Origin of the sequence: Pukyongiella litopenaei (assembly GCF_003008555.2) — a bacterium.
Taxonomy (GTDB): domain Bacteria; phylum Pseudomonadota; class Alphaproteobacteria; order Rhodobacterales; family Rhodobacteraceae; genus Pukyongiella; species Pukyongiella litopenaei.
This window is the reverse complement of sequence record NZ_CP027665.1, coordinates 1823271-1837812: the sequence shown is the minus strand read 5'-3', so window position 1 is coordinate 1837812 and position 14542 is coordinate 1823271. Positions and strand designations below refer to the sequence as shown.

At 63.8% G+C, this 14542-nt stretch carries 17 protein-coding genes; 8 read left to right on the top strand and 9 right to left on the bottom strand.

The genetic code is table 11. From position 1 onward, the window contains the following. Positions 1-11 precede the first annotated feature (11 nt). Together rho and C6Y53_RS09190 are read right to left on the bottom strand one after the other, a co-directional pair. Positions 12-1283: a transcription termination factor Rho gene (rho, locus tag C6Y53_RS09195; protein WP_106474025.1), complete on the bottom strand. Its 1272-nt coding sequence runs from the start codon at positions 1281-1283 to the stop codon at positions 12-14. A 125-nt stretch (positions 1284-1408) separates the two neighbouring features. Next, positions 1409-1858 carry a CopD family protein gene (locus tag C6Y53_RS09190; protein WP_106472162.1) on the bottom strand — a complete coding sequence of 150 codons (450 nt, stop codon included), beginning with the start codon at positions 1856-1858 and terminating at the stop codon, positions 1409-1411. Positions 1859-2264: 406 nt separating this feature from the next. Here C6Y53_RS09190 and C6Y53_RS09185 point away from each other — a divergent pair, with 406 nt between their 5' ends. The 4 genes from C6Y53_RS09185 to dnaQ are packed head-to-tail and all read left to right on the top strand — an operon-like array spanning position 2265 to position 4960. Next, the gene (locus C6Y53_RS09185; protein ID WP_106472161.1) at positions 2265-2864 is read left to right on the top strand and encodes a Maf family protein; all 600 of its coding nucleotides are present in this window, start codon (positions 2265-2267) and stop codon (positions 2862-2864) included. Further along, a complete protein-coding gene (locus tag C6Y53_RS09180) occupies positions 2861-3691 on the top strand; it encodes a shikimate dehydrogenase (RefSeq protein WP_106472160.1) in 831 nt (276 codons plus the stop codon). The genes C6Y53_RS09185 and C6Y53_RS09180 overlap by 4 nt, the downstream gene beginning before the upstream one ends. Further along, entirely contained in the window at positions 3688-4281 is a 594-nt protein-coding gene (gene coaE, locus C6Y53_RS09175; RefSeq protein WP_106472159.1) for a dephospho-CoA kinase, read from the top strand. The genes C6Y53_RS09180 and coaE overlap by 4 nt, the downstream gene beginning before the upstream one ends. Next, on the top strand, positions 4274-4960 hold the full coding sequence (gene dnaQ / locus C6Y53_RS09170) for a DNA polymerase III subunit epsilon (protein WP_106472158.1): 687 nt from the start codon (positions 4274-4276) through the stop codon (positions 4958-4960). The genes coaE and dnaQ overlap by 8 nt, the downstream gene beginning before the upstream one ends. A 50-nt stretch (positions 4961-5010) precedes the next feature. Here dnaQ and secB read toward each other — a convergent pair whose 3' ends face one another. Then, positions 5011-5511 carry a protein-export chaperone SecB gene (secB, locus tag C6Y53_RS09165; RefSeq protein WP_106472157.1) on the bottom strand — a complete coding sequence of 167 codons (501 nt, stop codon included), beginning with the start codon at positions 5509-5511 and terminating at the stop codon, positions 5011-5013. 67 nt (positions 5512-5578) lie between these two features. Beyond that, positions 5579-6082: an FxsA family protein gene (locus C6Y53_RS09160; protein WP_106472156.1), complete on the bottom strand. Its 504-nt coding sequence runs from the start codon at positions 6080-6082 to the stop codon at positions 5579-5581. A 109-nt stretch (positions 6083-6191) separates the two neighbouring features. Here C6Y53_RS09160 and C6Y53_RS09155 point away from each other — a divergent pair, with 109 nt between their 5' ends. Together C6Y53_RS09155 and C6Y53_RS09150 are read left to right on the top strand one after the other, a co-directional pair. Continuing rightward, positions 6192-6848 (top strand): Tim44/TimA family putative adaptor protein, encoded by a 657-nt coding sequence (locus C6Y53_RS09155; RefSeq protein ID WP_106472155.1) that lies wholly within the window; start codon positions 6192-6194, stop codon positions 6846-6848. A 37-nt stretch (positions 6849-6885) separates the two neighbouring features. Continuing rightward, positions 6886-7497 carry a Smr/MutS family protein gene (locus tag C6Y53_RS09150; RefSeq protein WP_106472154.1) on the top strand — a complete coding sequence of 204 codons (612 nt, stop codon included), beginning with the start codon at positions 6886-6888 and terminating at the stop codon, positions 7495-7497. A gap of 21 nt (positions 7498-7518) precedes the next feature. Here the strand turns inward: C6Y53_RS09150 and leuB are convergent, their stop codons facing one another. The 5 genes from leuB to leuC all read right to left on the bottom strand — a co-directional run bounded on the left by leuB (position 7519) and on the right by leuC (position 12419). Next, the gene (leuB, locus tag C6Y53_RS09145; protein WP_106474024.1) at positions 7519-8628 is read right to left on the bottom strand and encodes a 3-isopropylmalate dehydrogenase; all 1110 of its coding nucleotides are present in this window, start codon (positions 8626-8628) and stop codon (positions 7519-7521) included. Between the two features lie 105 nt (positions 8629-8733). Further along, positions 8734-9801: an endonuclease/exonuclease/phosphatase family protein gene (locus tag C6Y53_RS09140; RefSeq protein WP_244614980.1), complete on the bottom strand. Its 1068-nt coding sequence runs from the start codon at positions 9799-9801 to the stop codon at positions 8734-8736. A gap of 1 nt (position 9802) precedes the next feature. Next, positions 9803-10408, bottom strand: coding sequence for a 3-isopropylmalate dehydratase small subunit (gene leuD / locus C6Y53_RS09135; protein ID WP_106472153.1), 606 nt, complete (start codon positions 10406-10408; stop codon positions 9803-9805). A gap of 33 nt (positions 10409-10441) precedes the next feature. After that, positions 10442-10975 (bottom strand): HdeD family acid-resistance protein, encoded by a 534-nt coding sequence (locus tag C6Y53_RS09130; protein WP_106472152.1) that lies wholly within the window; start codon positions 10973-10975, stop codon positions 10442-10444. 40 nt (positions 10976-11015) lie between these two features. Continuing rightward, positions 11016-12419 carry a 3-isopropylmalate dehydratase large subunit gene (gene leuC, locus C6Y53_RS09125; protein ID WP_106472151.1) on the bottom strand — a complete coding sequence of 468 codons (1404 nt, stop codon included), beginning with the start codon at positions 12417-12419 and terminating at the stop codon, positions 11016-11018. 271 nt (positions 12420-12690) lie between these two features. On the opposite strand from leuC, the gene C6Y53_RS09115 reads away from it, so the two are divergent. Both C6Y53_RS09115 and rsfS read left to right on the top strand, forming a co-directional pair. After that, a complete protein-coding gene (locus C6Y53_RS09115) occupies positions 12691-14016 on the top strand; it encodes a mechanosensitive ion channel family protein (protein WP_106472149.1) in 1326 nt (441 codons plus the stop codon). Between the two features lie 156 nt (positions 14017-14172). Then, complete coding sequence (gene rsfS, locus C6Y53_RS09110) at positions 14173-14535, top strand: ribosome silencing factor (RefSeq protein ID WP_106472148.1); 363 nt, start codon at positions 14173-14175, stop codon at positions 14533-14535. Positions 14536-14542: the final 7 nt, after the last annotated feature.

Here is a 14542-nt window from a genome sequence, read left to right as displayed (position 1 = left end):
GGCCTCCCCGATCAGGTGTTCATCGAATCGAAGAAATCGCCGTTGGACTTGGTCTGCTTGAGCTTGGACAACAGGAACTCGATCGCGTCCGTGGTCCCCATCGGATTGAGAATCCGGCGCAGAACGAAGGTCTTGGCCAGGTCGCCCTTATCGACCAGAAGGTCTTCCTTCCGGGTGCCGGATTTGAGGATGTCGATGGCCGGGAACACGCGCTTGTCCGCGATCTTGCGGTCCAGTACGATCTCCGAGTTGCCGGTTCCCTTGAATTCCTCGAAAATCACTTCGTCCATGCGGCTGCCGGTATCGATCAGCGCGGTGGCGATGATGGTCAGCGACCCGCCTTCCTCGATATTGCGCGCGGCACCAAAGAACCTTTTCGGCCGTTGCAATGCGTTGGCATCGACACCACCGGTCAGAACCTTGCCTGATGACGGGACCACGGTGTTGAATGCCCTACCAAGTCTTGTGATCGAATCCAGAAGGATCACAACATCTCGTTTGTGTTCAACCAGACGCTTGGCTTTCTCGATGACCATTTCCGACACGGCGACGTGGCGGCTGGCCGGTTCGTCGAAGGTCGAGGAAACCACTTCGCCCTTGACCGACCTCTGCATGTCGGTGACTTCCTCGGGCCGTTCGTCGATCAGCAGGACGATCAGGTAGCATTCCGGGTGATTGCGTTCGATCGAATGGGCGATGTTCTGCAGAATCACCGTCTTGCCGGTGCGCGGCGGCGCCACGATCAGAGACCGCTGGCCCTTGCCGATCGGCGCCACCAGGTCGATCACCCGCGCGGACTTGTCCTTGATCGTGGGATCCTCGATCTCCATCTTCAGCCGCTCATCGGGATAGAGCGGCGTCAGGTTGTCAAAGGCGATCTTGTGACGCGCCTTTTCCGGTTCCTCAAAATTGATCTTGGTAACATCGGTCAGCGCGAAATAGCGTTCGCTGTCATCGGGCGCCTTGATCACACCTTCGATCGTGTCGCCGGTCCGCAGCGAATGCTGGCGGATCATGTCGGGTGACACATAGATATCGTCCGGGCCGGGCAGATAGTTCGCCTCGGGTGACCGCAGGAACCCGAACCCGTCCTGCAGGACCTCGAGCACGCCATCGCCGGAGATTTCCCAGCCATCATCCGCGCGTTCACGCAGGATCTGGAACATCATCTCGCCCTTGCGCATGGTCGAGGCGTTCTCGATCTCCAGTTCTTCTGCTACCGCGAGCAGGTCCTTGGGGCTTTTGGCCTTGAGCGAAGCGAGGGTGAGGGATTCTTGGGTCATAGTCATATGGCTTTCCAATCCCGGCATCTGCCGGAGATCCATGAGTCATAACGGGAAGAGCCGGTTCCCGGACGGGATGGCCGAAAGACTACCTAGGCAAAGACCGGACCGGAGTCAAACGGCGATTAGAACTTTATCACCACCGACAATACGATCACCACCATCAGGACCGTCGGAACCTCATTCATCATCCTGTAGTGTTTTCCGGACAACGTATTGGAACTATTAATGAAATCCTTGCGCCTCCAGGCCAGCCAGTGATGGAACCAGGTCATCGTCAGAACCGCCGCGGCCTTGGTCCAGGGCCAGACCATACCCCAATCGACGATACCCGGCGTGAACACCAGCATGAGACCGAACACCCAGACCGCTGTCATGGCCGGATTCATGATCGCCCGCAGCAGCCTCCGCTCCATTGTCTGGAACACGGGATCAATTTCGCCGCCGGGCCCCGCCTTGTCGACGTGATAGACGAACAGGCGGGGAAGATAGAACAGCCCCGCCATCCAGGCGATCACGGACATGATGTGAAATGCCTTGGTCCACGGGTATAGCGAGGCGAGCAGGTCGGTCATCTTTGGTTTTCCCAGCAATCTGACCTCAAATAAGAAAAATTAAGAAAGAAAGAAATGATGATTTTGTAGTCTGCGGCGTTTCTGTGGGTCAAACCTTCATCCCGGATTCTGTCCTCATGGGGATGAGGGCATGAACAAACCTGTTGGTAAGACTGGATATCGAAAATAAGACGTTATTTATCAATATTTTAAATATTCTTAAAACCGAAACCAAATAGGGGATAACCTGTGGAAAACCACCGATATTCCCGGTTCTGAACAGCGATACGTTTATCCCCGTCCCAAGTGCGGGAATCGCTGAACCGATCGGCGGTTTCCGCGTCAAGCCGGGCGAACTTGCAACCGGGCGAAAAAACTTCCAGAACTGTCCGGTGTTTCCGGGTTGGTTCTCCAGCGGGTTGTCCACATGGTTGTTCAGATCGTGCTTGCGTCGGGATCGGCGGTCCGGGCCCGGATGCTGGAAGCGGCGGCGGTTCCCTTTGACGTGATCGTGCCCCGCGTGGACGAAGACATGATACGCCGGTCGATGATTGCCGACGGCGCGGGGCCACGCGATGTGGCCGATGGGCTGGCCGAGGCCAAGGCCCGCAAGATCAGCGCGCGTTTCCCCGGTGCGATGGTCATAGGCTGCGACCAGGTGGCTGAATTCCAAGGGGAAATCCTGTCCAAACCGGTATCGCCGGATGATGCGATCGGCCAGCTGCGCCGGATGCGCGGTGATCGGCACAGGTTGTTTTCGGCCGCGGTTGTCTATGAGGCTGGGGCGCCTGTCTGGCGGCATGTCGGGGTGGTGAGGCTGGTGATGCGTGCGTTTTCGGACGCCTATCTGCAGGGCTATGTCGACCGGAACTGGGACAGCATCCGCCACTCCGTCGGCGCCTACAAGCTCGAGGAAGAAGGCGTGCGCCTGTTTTCCCGCATCGAAGGCGACCACTTTCATGTTCTCGGCCTGCCGCTGCTCGAACTTCTGGGCTATCTGCATCTGAAAGGGGTCATCGACTCATGACCGACCGTATTCCGCTTGCCGGGGTGATCGGCTCACCCATTGCGCATTCGCGATCGCCCGTGATGCACATGCACTGGCTGGCGACGCTGGGGCTCGCCGGTCACTACATCCCGATGGATGTGGCACAGCAAGACCTGGAACGGGTTCTGCAGACCTTGCCCCGGATGGGCTTTGTCGGTGTCAACGTCACGGTGCCGCACAAGGAAACGGTCCTGCAATTTGCAGACCAGGTCACCGACCGGGCCGGGCTGATCGGTGCCGCCAACACGCTGACCTTCCGGGCCGGCGGCGGGATCGTGGCCGACAACACGGATGGCTATGGGTTCATCGAGAACCTGCGGCGCGGCGCCCCGAACTGGGATGCCGCCGCCGGTCCCGCCGTCGTGGTCGGGGCCGGCGGCGCATCGCGGGCGGTTGTCGCATCCCTGATCGAAGCGGGCGTGCCCGAAATCATGGTGTCGAACCGGACCCGGATCCGGGCCGAGCGGCTGCGCGAGGATCTCGGTCGCCGGGTGCGCGTCGTTGACTGGTCCCAGGTCCGAAACGTGCTGGGCGATGCCGGGCTTCTGGTGAATACGACCTCGCTGGGCATGACCGGAAATCCGCCGCTTCGCCTGTCGCTCGACGGGTTGCGGCCGGATGCGGTGGTCACGGATCTCGTCTATGCGCCGCTGCGGACCGAACTGTTGCAGGTCGCCGAGGCAAGGGGCTGCGTGACCGTGGACGGGCTGGGGATGCTGCTCTACCAGGGCGTGCCGGGTTTTGAACGTTGGTTCGGCCAGCGCCCGACGGTGGACGAGGCAACGCGCCGGGCGGTGCTGGGATGAGCTTTGCGCTGGGTTTGACCGGGTCCATCGGCATGGGCAAGAGCACCACCGCGCGGCTTTTCGCCGAAGAAGGCTGCGCGGTCTGGGATGCGGATGCCGCCGTCCACCGGCTCTATGCGCCGGGCGGCGCGGCCGTGGAGCCGATGCGGGCGGCGTTTCCGCAGGCCATTGCCGATGGCGCCGTCAGCCGCGACCGGCTCAAGGCGATCATCGCCGCGGACCCGGCGGCGCTGGACGCCATCGAGGCCATTGTCCATCCGCTGGTCGCAGCCGACCGCGAATTGTTCCGGCAGCAGGCGACGGCGGATATCATCGTGTTCGACATCCCGCTGCTGTTCGAAACCGGTGGCGACAGCCGGATGGACGCGGTGGCCTGCGTGTCGGTATCTCCGCAGCTGCAGGAAGACCGGGTCATGGCCCGCGGCACGATGAGCCGCGAGCAGTTTCACCGGATACGGGACAAGCAGATGCCCGATGCCGAGAAACGCGCGCGGTCCGATTATGTCATCATCACCGACACGTTGGAAAATGCCCGCGCCCAGGTCCGGGATGTGCTAGGCAGGATCAGGACAGGGCTGGCAGATGCGTGAAATCGTTCTCGATACGGAAACGACGGGGCTCGACCCTGAAACCGGCGACCGGATCGTCGAGATCGGCGGCGTCGAACTGCTGAACCATGTCGCCACCGGGCGAACCTACCACCAGTATATCAACCCGGAACGCACCATGCCGCAGGAGGCCTTCGAGGTGCATGGCCTGGGCGATGATTTCCTGCGCGACAAGCCGAAATTTGCACAGATCGGAAAGGGTTTCGTCGATTTCATCGGCGATGCGGTGCTGGTCATTCACAATGCCAGTTTCGACATGAAATTCCTGAATGCAGAACTGCGCTGGATGGGTCTGGCGCAACTGCCGATGGATCGCGCGATCGACACGCTGGCGATTGCCCGCACCAAGTTTCCCGGTGCCCAGAATTCGCTGGATGCCCTGTGCCGCCGCTTTGGCATCGACAATTCCGCGCGCACCCTTCACGGCGCGTTGCTCGACAGTGAAATCCTGGCCGAGGTCTATCTCGAGCTGATCGGTGGCCGGCAGCCGGATTTCGGCCTGGGCGTTGCCAGTTCCGATACCGGAGACAGCGCGGGTGACACCTGGCGTCCCGGTCCCCGCCCGGTCGCGCTGCCATCGCGGCTGACGGATGACGAACGCGCCGCTCATGCCGAATTCATCGCGAAACTGGGCGATGCGTCGCTCTGGCCCGACCCGTGAACGAAAAGGGCCGCGCATTGGCGCGGCCCCTGACGGCATGAACCCGGATCTTACTGCGTCGGCTGGGCCGCGGCCTGACGCCGGGCCAGTTCGTTGCGATAGATCTGGACGAAATCCATGTTGTCGAGATTGAGCGCCGGGAAACCGCCATCGCGCGTCACGTCGCTGACGATACGGCGCAGGAACGGGAACAGCATCCGCGGGCACTCGATCATCAGGAACGGGTGCATCTGGTCCTCGGGAACGCCCTGGACATGGAAGATCCCGACATATTCAAGCTCGAGGGCGAACAGCGCGTCGCCGCTGTCCTTGGACTTGTTGTCGATGTTCAGCTTGATCAGCACCTCGTATTGATGGTCCTGCGCGCGCTTCTTGGCGTCCAGGCTGACCTGAACGCTGATATTCGGCGTCACTTCGCCGGTGACACCGCGCTGGGCCATCAGGTTTTCAAAGGACAGGTCGCGGACGAACTGGCCGAGGACATTCATCTGAACCTGTGGCGCTTGTTGCGGCGCGGCCTGTTCGTCGGTGCCGGAACCGTTTTCGGACATGGGAAAACTCCTGAATTCACGTTGACCCGCACTTAGCAGGTGGCAGGAGGCTTCTCAATGGCGCGTCTCAGTCGCGGGTCCAGCCCGATGGGGGCCGGTTCGGATCGCGCTGTGTCTGCACCTCCTCGAACTCGCCGTCGATCACATCTCCACGCGGCGGCATCCCGGTATCATGCCGGGACATCCCCGCCCCGCGCGGCGCGGTCCCTATCTGGAACGTGGTCGCGGTCATGCGGGTGCGGGCGTGGCGCATCACCGCCAGCCGGACCGGCGGCATCAGCAGGGCGAACCCGAGCGCATCGGTGAAAAACCCGGGCGTCAACAGCAGGACACCGGCGACAAGGATCATGGCTCCGTGGGCCAGCGGCTCGGTCGGATCGTCAAGCTCGTTGAACGACCGGCGCAGGTCGAACATGGTCTGCCGTCCCTGCCCGCGCACCAGCGCGGTGCCCAGCACGGCGGTCAGGATCACGACCGCGAGCGTCGGCCAGAGCCCGATCAGCCCGCCGACCTGTATGAACAGCGCAATCTCGACAAGCGGCACCAGCAGGAAGGCCAGGAAAAGATACATCGCAAGAACGGGTCCTGTTTGGGGTTGAGCGGTGGACTTGCCCCCGCGCGTCACCTACATAGTGCCTTGGGCCCGATATACAAAGACCGCAGCCTGAAACGAGGTAGGAATGAACTCTCCCCTGATCCAGCTTCTGGTGCTGGCCGGTATCGCCGTGTTCCTGATCCTGCGCCTGAAAAGCGTGCTCGGAACGCGCGAGGGATTCGAAAAGCCGCCGGCCCCGAGCCAGCCGGAGAAATCCGACCGCAAGGGGTTCGAGGTGATCGAGGGCGGGCCCGACCGCGACATCACCGATCATGTCGACGCCGACAGCGACCAGGCGGGGGAACTGGCCGCGATGAAACGGGTCGAGCCGGCCTTTTCCGTTTCCGATTTTCTGCAGGGTGCCCGCGGCGCCTATGAAATGATCGTGATGGGGTTCGAGCGCGGGGACCTGGACGCGATCCAGCCCTACCTGTCCGAAGACGTGTTCGAAACCTTCGTCAGCGTCGTTTCCGCGCGCGAGGACCAGGGATTGCAGATCGAAGCCGAGTTCATCGGCGTGCGGGAAACCACGATCCAGGACGTTCAGTTCGACAAGGACACCAACCGCGCCGAGCTGACGATGCGTTTCGTGGGCGAACTGACCTCGGTCGTGCGCGACCGTGACGGGCAGGTCATCGAAGGCAGCCCGACCCAGGTGAAGCGTCAGAAGGATGTCTGGACATTCGCGCGGGAAATGGGCGCGGACGATCCGAACTGGATCCTGGTCGCGACCGAATCCTGATCCGGGCGCCCGCCGATCCGACCGCAAAGGCCGAGCCATGACCCGGCGCCGCCGACTGACCCCGGAAGAACATGACCTGTGGCGCAAGGTGGCGCGGCAGGCCGAACCGCTGGCAAAACCCGCGCGCACCGCGTCACCGGCCCCTCCTCCGCGAAAGCCCGACCCGTCCCCGGAACCGGTTACGCCCGCGCCGCCCGCGATCCCGGACGGTTTCACGCTGGGGGCGCGGGCCGGCAGCCAGCCATTTTCCAACGATCTTGACCGTGAACTGTCCGACCGGCTACGCGTTGCCCCGCTGCGCATGGATGCCAAGACCCATCGCCGGATGAAACGCGGAGCGATGAAGCCCGAGGCCCGCATCGACCTGCACGGAATGACGCTGGCGCAGGCCCATCCGGCGCTGATCTGGTTTATCACCTCGTCCCGCGCGGCCGGCAAGCGGCTGGTGCTGGTCATTACCGGCAAGGGCAAACCGGCGCGCCACGATGACGATCCGATCCCGTCGCCGCGCGGCGTGTTGCGTCGGCAGGTGCCGCACTGGCTGACCGCCGCGCCGCTGTCGCAGGCCGTGCAGCAGGTGCGCCCCGCCCATGTCAGCCACGGCGGTGACGGCGCGTTCTATGTCTACCTGCGCAAACCGGGGCGCTGAGACGCCGCCGGTTTCCGATGCTCAGGCGAGGCTCGCGTCGAGCGCGGCGACGATGGCATCGCCCATTCCCGAGGTCGAAACCGGCGTCGCGCCCTCTTCGCCCAGCAGGTCGGCGGTGCGCAGCCCGTCGGCCAGCACCTGTTCGACCGCGGCTTCCAGCCGGTCGGCCTCTGCGCCCTGATCGAAGCTGTAGCGCAGCGCCATCGCAAAACTCAGGATGCAGGCGATCGGGTTGGCCTTGCCCTGTCCCGCGATGTCCGGCGCGGACCCGTGCACCGGTTCATAGAGCGCCTTGGGCCGGCCGTTCGCCATCGGTGCGCCGAGGCTGGCCGAGGGCAGCATCCCCAGTGACCCGGTCAGCATCGCGGCGCAGTCCGACAGGATGTCGCCAAAGAGGTTGTCGGTCACGATCACGTCGAACTGTTTGGGCGCGCGCACCAGCTGCATCGCCCCGTTGTCGGCATACATGTGGCTCAGCTCGACATCCGGATAGTCCTCGTCATGGACCTTCTGCACGATCTCGCGCCACAGGATGCCCGATTCCATCACATTGGCCTTTTCCATCGAGCAGACCTTGTTGCGGCGCTTGCGGGCCAGTTCGAATGCCGAACGCGCGGCACGGTCGATCTCGGATTCGGTGTAGCGCTGGGTGTTGATGCCGACCCGCTCGTTGCCGTCCTCGATGATCCCACGCGGTTCGCCGAAATAGATGCCGCTGGTCAATTCGCGCACGATCATGATGTCGAGCCCGGCCACCACGTCGCGTTTCAGCGACGAGAAATCGGCCAGCGCGTCGAAACACTGCGCCGGGCGCAGGTTGGCGAACAGGTCCATTTCCTTGCGCAGCCGCAGCAGGCCGCGTTCCGGTTTCACGCTGAAATCGAGATCGTCGTATTTCGGGCCGCCCACGGCGCCCAGCAGGACGGCGTCCACCTCCTGCGCGCGGGTCATGGTGTCGTCATGCAGCGGCGTGCCATGCGCGTCATAGGCGGCACCGCCCACCAGATCCTCGCTGACGTCAAAGACCAGGTCGCGCTTGGCGCCGTACCAGCCGATCACCTTGCGAACCTCGGCCATGACCTCCGGGCCGATCCCGTCGCCGGACAGGATGAGAAGCGAGGGGTTGGGCATGACGATCTCCTTGCATTGCTTGGCCACCGCCCTAGCGCGGCCCAACCAGAGGGTCAAGAACGCCCCGGCGCGGCCCGCCGGGCCACCCGTGGCGCTCGCCGGTCATCATGGCGCGAGATCGACCCAGACCAGCCGGTGACGGCTGGCGGTGATCGCGTCGTCATGGCCGGGTTCGCCCACGGCGGGCCAGAATATACCCGACCCGACCACCTCCCAGTCGGTCGATGGCAGGACATAATCCACCCGCAGCCGGCCCGGTCCCGGCGCGGGCCAGTCCACCGTATCCCCGGCACCGGGTCCGGCCGCGCCGGTCCTGCGCGGCTGCGGGTCGGTCAGCTGCGGATCGCTCAGCAGCGCGCGGATCGCCTCGCGCCGGCCATCGCTGTCTTGGGAGTCCAGATTGGCATCGCCGGCGATGACGAACCTTGCCTTCGGGGCGGGCCCGAAGGCGCCGTCCAGATACAGGCGCCAGAACGCGATTTCATCGTGGTTGCGCCGCCCGTTCCGGTCTTCGGGCCCGTCGAAAACGGGTGGCGATGCGTGAAAGGTCATCAGGTGAACCCGCCCGGCGCCGGGCGTGTCGATCGGCACCACCCAATGCGCGTTCGTGGACAGCCGCTGCACGTCCAACGCCCCGGCGGAGGGAAAGGGACCGCCCTCTGCGTTTTCGGGCAAGATCGCGCCGGGCAGATCGCGCCACAGCAGGGCGGTGAAATCCCGTATCCCGTCGCTGGCTATGGGAAACCGCGACAGAACGGCCATGCCGCCCTGCCCGGCAAACTCGCCATATCCCTGCGCGTCGCCCGCGCCGCCCCGCCGTCCGTCCCCATCCAGGTCCATATCCGTGGCCAGCCCGCTATTGGGCCGTTCGGCGAACCGGTGCGGATAGTCGGCGCCCTCCTCCGCCAGGAGCCCGGCAAAGGCCGCCAAGGCCACCCCGTCATGGTCCCAGTCGAAACCCTGCAGCGCCAGGATATCGGGATTCGTTGCCGCGATGACGCGTGCGGCCGCCATCACCTGATCGTCCCTGCGCTCGATATCGCGCAGAAGCAATCCGGGCCCGGTCCGGGACAGTTCGGCGTTGAAGGTGGCAATCCGCAGGTTTTCCGCCCCCGCGGCGCAGGCGTGAACCGCGGCCCAGACAAGGGCCGCGATCAGGACATATGGGCGCAAGTCAGACCCAGGGCCGCTGGGTGGCCGCCTGTGCCTCGAAGGCCTCGATGGCCGGGGCCTTTTCCATCGTCAGGCCGATATCGTCGAGCCCTTCCAGCAGGCAGTGTTTCTTGAACGCGTCCACCTCGAAGCTGAACACCTCGCCATCCGACGTGGTGATGGTCTGCGCCTCGAGATCGACGGTCATGCGGGCGTTGGCGCCCTTTTCGGCGTCCTTCATCAGCACGTCAACCACCTCTTGCGGCAGCGCGATCGGCAGGATCCCGTTCTTGAAACAGTTGTTGAAGAAGATATCGGCAAAGCTGGGCGCGATCACGCAGCGGATGCCGAAATCCTTGATCGCCCAGGGCGCGTGTTCACGCGACGATCCGCAGCCGAAATTGTCACCGGCAACGAGGATCTCCGCATCGCGGTATTGCGGCTTGTTCAGAACGAAATCCGCGATCTCCTGTCCGTCATCGTCATAGCGCATCTCGTCGAACAGGTTGACCCCCAGCCCCGACCGCTTGATCGTCTTGAGGAACTGTTTGGGTATGATCATGTCGGTATCGACATTGATCTGGGGCATCGGTGCCGCGATGCCCTGAACGGTGGTGAATTTGTCCATGTCAGTCTCCGGCGGGGCAGGTCCCCGCGATTGTCAGGTGTCGGTTTTTTCCCCGCCGCCACGGCGGAGAAAGAAGGCCAGCACGATCAGGCCCGATCCGTTGAACAGGAGCTCGATGCCCAGAAGGACGCCCAGGAGCTGCGGCGCGGCCGTGGCGAAATTGGCCCAGATATAGCCCGCGAGCAGGATCGACAGCGCGCCCGAGATCAGCATCGGCCAGAAGAACGGGGTTTCCCGCATCCGCCATGCCAGCACCACGCGCACGATCCCGCCGGCCGCGAGCAGGATCAGCACCAGCATCGCCAGCGAAATCGCCCCCTGCAACGGGTGGAACATGAAAGAGATGCCGAGGAAGATCATCAGGATGCCCAGCAATATGCCGAACAGCTTGCTGCCGATGCCTTCGGCGGTGAACCCGGCATAGGCCTGCAACCCGCCCGAGATCAGGAACATTGCCCCGGTCACGGTGGCCACGGCCAGCGAGAAAAGCACCGAATTGCCCAGCGCGATGATCCCGAAGATCAGCGAGGCAACGCCGAGCAGCAACCACTTCTGCCATTCCTTCATCAGTCCGGTCCTTCCAATATGATGTTGCGATTACCAGAGCTTACATCAGGTCGCGCACATCTGTCAGCTTTCCCGTGACCGCAGCGGCCGCCGCCATTGCCGGGCTCAGCAGATGCGTGCGCCCGCCGCGTCCCTGGCGGCCTTCGAAGTTGCGGTTCGACGTGGCCGCGCAGCGTTCGCCGGGCGACAGCTGGTCGGGGTTCATCGCAAGGCACATCGAACATCCGGCAAGGCGCCATTCGAAACCGGCCTGGGTGAAGATCTCGGCAAGGCCTTCTTCCTCGGCCTGGGCACGGACCAGCCCCGAGCCGGGCACGACCATCGCGCGCAGCCCGTCCTTGATCTTCTTGCCCTTCAGCACTTCGGCGGCGGCGCGCAAATCCTCGATCCGGCCATTGGTGCAGGACCCGATGAAAACGGTGTCGATCTCGATCTCCGACAGCGGCGTGCCAGGTTCGAGCCCCATGTATTCCAGCGACCGCGCGGCCGCGTCCACCTTGCCGCCTTCGAAATCCGACGGGCTCGGCACGGATGCGGTGATCGGCAGCACGTCCTCGGGCGAGGTGCCCCAGGTGACGACCGGCGCGATGTCTTCGCCCTTGATGGTCACGATCTTGTCCCAATGGGCATCGTCATCGGAATAGAGTGTTTTCCACCAGGTCAGGGCGGCCTCCCACTGGGCACCCTTGGGGGCGTGCGGGCGACCCATGACATAGTCGTATGTCTTTTCGTCGGGCGCGATCAGGCCGGCGCGCGCGCCACCCTCGATCGCCATGTTGCAGACGGTCATCCGGCCTTCCATCGACAGGTCGCGGATCGCTTCGCCGCAATATTCGATCACATAGCCGGTGCCGCCGGCGGTGCCGGTCTTGCCGATCACCGACAGGGTGATGTCCTTGGCGGTCACGCCCGGGCGCAGCTTGCCGGTGATCTCGACCTTCATGTTCCTGGATTTCTTCTGGATCAGGGTCTGGGTGGCCAGCACATGTTCGACCTCTGACGTGCCGATCCCGTGCGCCAGCGCGCCAAAGGCGCCGTGGGTCGCGGTGTGGCTGTCGCCGCAGACCACGGTCATGCCGGGCAGGGTCCAGCCCTGTTCCGGTCCGACGATATGCACGATGCCCTGGCGGATATCGTTCACCGGGTAATAGTTGATGCCGAAATCGCGGGCGTTCTTGTCCAGCGCCTCGACCTGGATGCGGCTTTCCTCGTTGTCGATGCCGTTGACGCGGTCCGGCGTGGTGGGGACGTTGTGATCGGGCACCGCGATGGTCTTGTCGGGCGCGTGCACCGACCGCCCGGCCATGCGCAGCCCCTCGAAGGCCTGCGGGCTGGTCACCTCGTGCACGAGGTGGCGGTCGATATAGAGAAGGCAGGTGCCATCCTCGGCTTCGTGGGCCACATGGGCGTCCCAGATCTTGTCATAGAGTGTCTTGGGGGACATCGGTCCTCTCCCGTTCTGTATGCGAATGTGCAGGTTCGAAACTCTCAGCCGGCGAATAGCCGGGCCTGCGCCGAACGCATCGCCCCGAAGAACCGTTCGCGCAGGCGCGCGCGGTCCTGAAGATCGATCCTCGGGGCGTGTGTATGCATCATGCGTGTCAGATACAGCCGAGCGCGGCGCGGTTCAAGCGTCCCGAGCGTCCCTTATCGGCAGCACCCGTGTCGCTGGACAGGCACGCGACCGCGTGCAAGCATCGGCGAACGGAGCAGCAATGACGGAATTTCTCGACCAACTCATCGCCTTTGTGACCCTGCTCTGGGACCTGTTGCAGAGCCGGGTGTCGACATTCCTGGTGCCGGGCTGGCGGCAGAACCAGCTTTTCATCCTGCTGGCGATCCTGGCGCTGGCCTTTCTGGCGCGAACCGTCGCGCGGCCCCGCCTTCAGGTCTGGGCGCGCGCGCGGGTCGGTTGGCAGAAATGGCAGCTGCGGCTGCTGGTGCAGATCCGGCAGCGGCTGGCGCTGGTGTTCTTCGTGATCTTCGCCTGGACCGTCTACCTGGTGATGCAGCAGATCACCTGGCCATCGCGTAGCTACCTGATCGGGTTTGCGGCCACGCTGGCCTCGGTCTGGCTGGGCGTCGCGCTGGTGGCGCGGATGGTGCCGAACCGCAGCCTGCGGCTGATCCTGGCCTGGTCGGTATGGATCTACATGACGATCTATTACCTCGGGCTGGCGGACGAGTTTTCCGCGTTTCTCGAAAGCCTGGCGATCAACATAGGCAGCCTGCACCTGTCGATGCTGACCATTCTCACCGCGCTGGTGCTGTTCGCGGTGCTCCTGACCGGCGCGCGCCTGGGGTCCCAGACCGCATCGCGCATGATCCGGCGCAATTCCGACATATCGCCGTCGATGCAGGTGCTCAGCGTCAAGGTGGTGCAGGTTCTGTTGTATGGCGCCGTGTTCCTGCTGGGGTTCCGCGCCATCGGGTTCGACCTGACCGGGTTCGCGCTGCTGTCGGGCGCGGTCGGTGTCGGCATCGGTTTCGGCCTGCAAAAGGTGGTGTCGAACCTGATTTCCGGCGTCATCATCCTGCTCGACAAGTCGATCAAGCCCGGCGACGTGATCTCGCTCGGCGACACGTTCGGCTGGATCAACGAACTGGGCGCGCGCTATGTGTCGGTGGTCACCCGCGACGGGCGTGAACACCTGATCCCGAACGAAGACCTGATCACCAGCCAGGTGGTCAACTGGTCCCATTCCGACCAGTTCGTGCGTCTCGATATCTTCTTCGGGACGGCTTATGGCGATGACCCGCATCTGGTGCGCAGGGTAGCGATCGAGGCGGCGGCGGGCGTGCCGCGTGTCCTGAGCGGAACCCGGGCGCCGGTCTGCCACATCACCGGTTTCGGGGACAGTTCGGTCGACTATGTCCTGCGGTTCTGGATCACCGATCCGACCGGGGGGCTGACCAATATCAAGGGCCGGGTCTACCTGGCGCTGTGGGACGCGTTCCATGCGCAGGGCATCTCGTTCCCGTTCCCGCAACGCGAGGTGCGCCTGCTCGGCGGCGAAGGTGCCACAATGGCGGACGACTGAACGCCCGGTGTTCGCGATTTCATTGAAAAGTTACGTTGGCGTTGCTAGATTTGAGACATCCCCAGCGCCGGGGGACCGGCGGCGCGTCAAAAGGAGGACGATGTCCTGTTACTCCACGCAGAGTCGGCGGTTGCCGCCGATGCCCGGGCAGATGCCATGACCGCCCGGACCCAGCCTGACAGCGAAACGCTGCTGGCGCGCATTCTTTCCTCGCTGACCGATGACAAGGCCGAAGACATCGTGCAGATCGATCTGCGCGGCAAGACCTCGTTCGGGGATTACATGGTGATCGCGTCGGGGCGTTCGACACGCCAGGTCGCGGCCATTTCGGAAAAGCTCACCGACCGGCTCAAGCAGGAGTTTGGCCTGGTCTGCAAGGTCGAGGGCAAGGACGCCGGCGACTGGGTCCTGATCGACACCGGCGACGTGATCGTCCACATCTTCCGCCCGGAAGTCCGGGAATTCTACCAGCTCGAAAAGATGTGGCTGCCGGCGGGCGGCGTGGCTTCGGCCAACTGATCCGCCG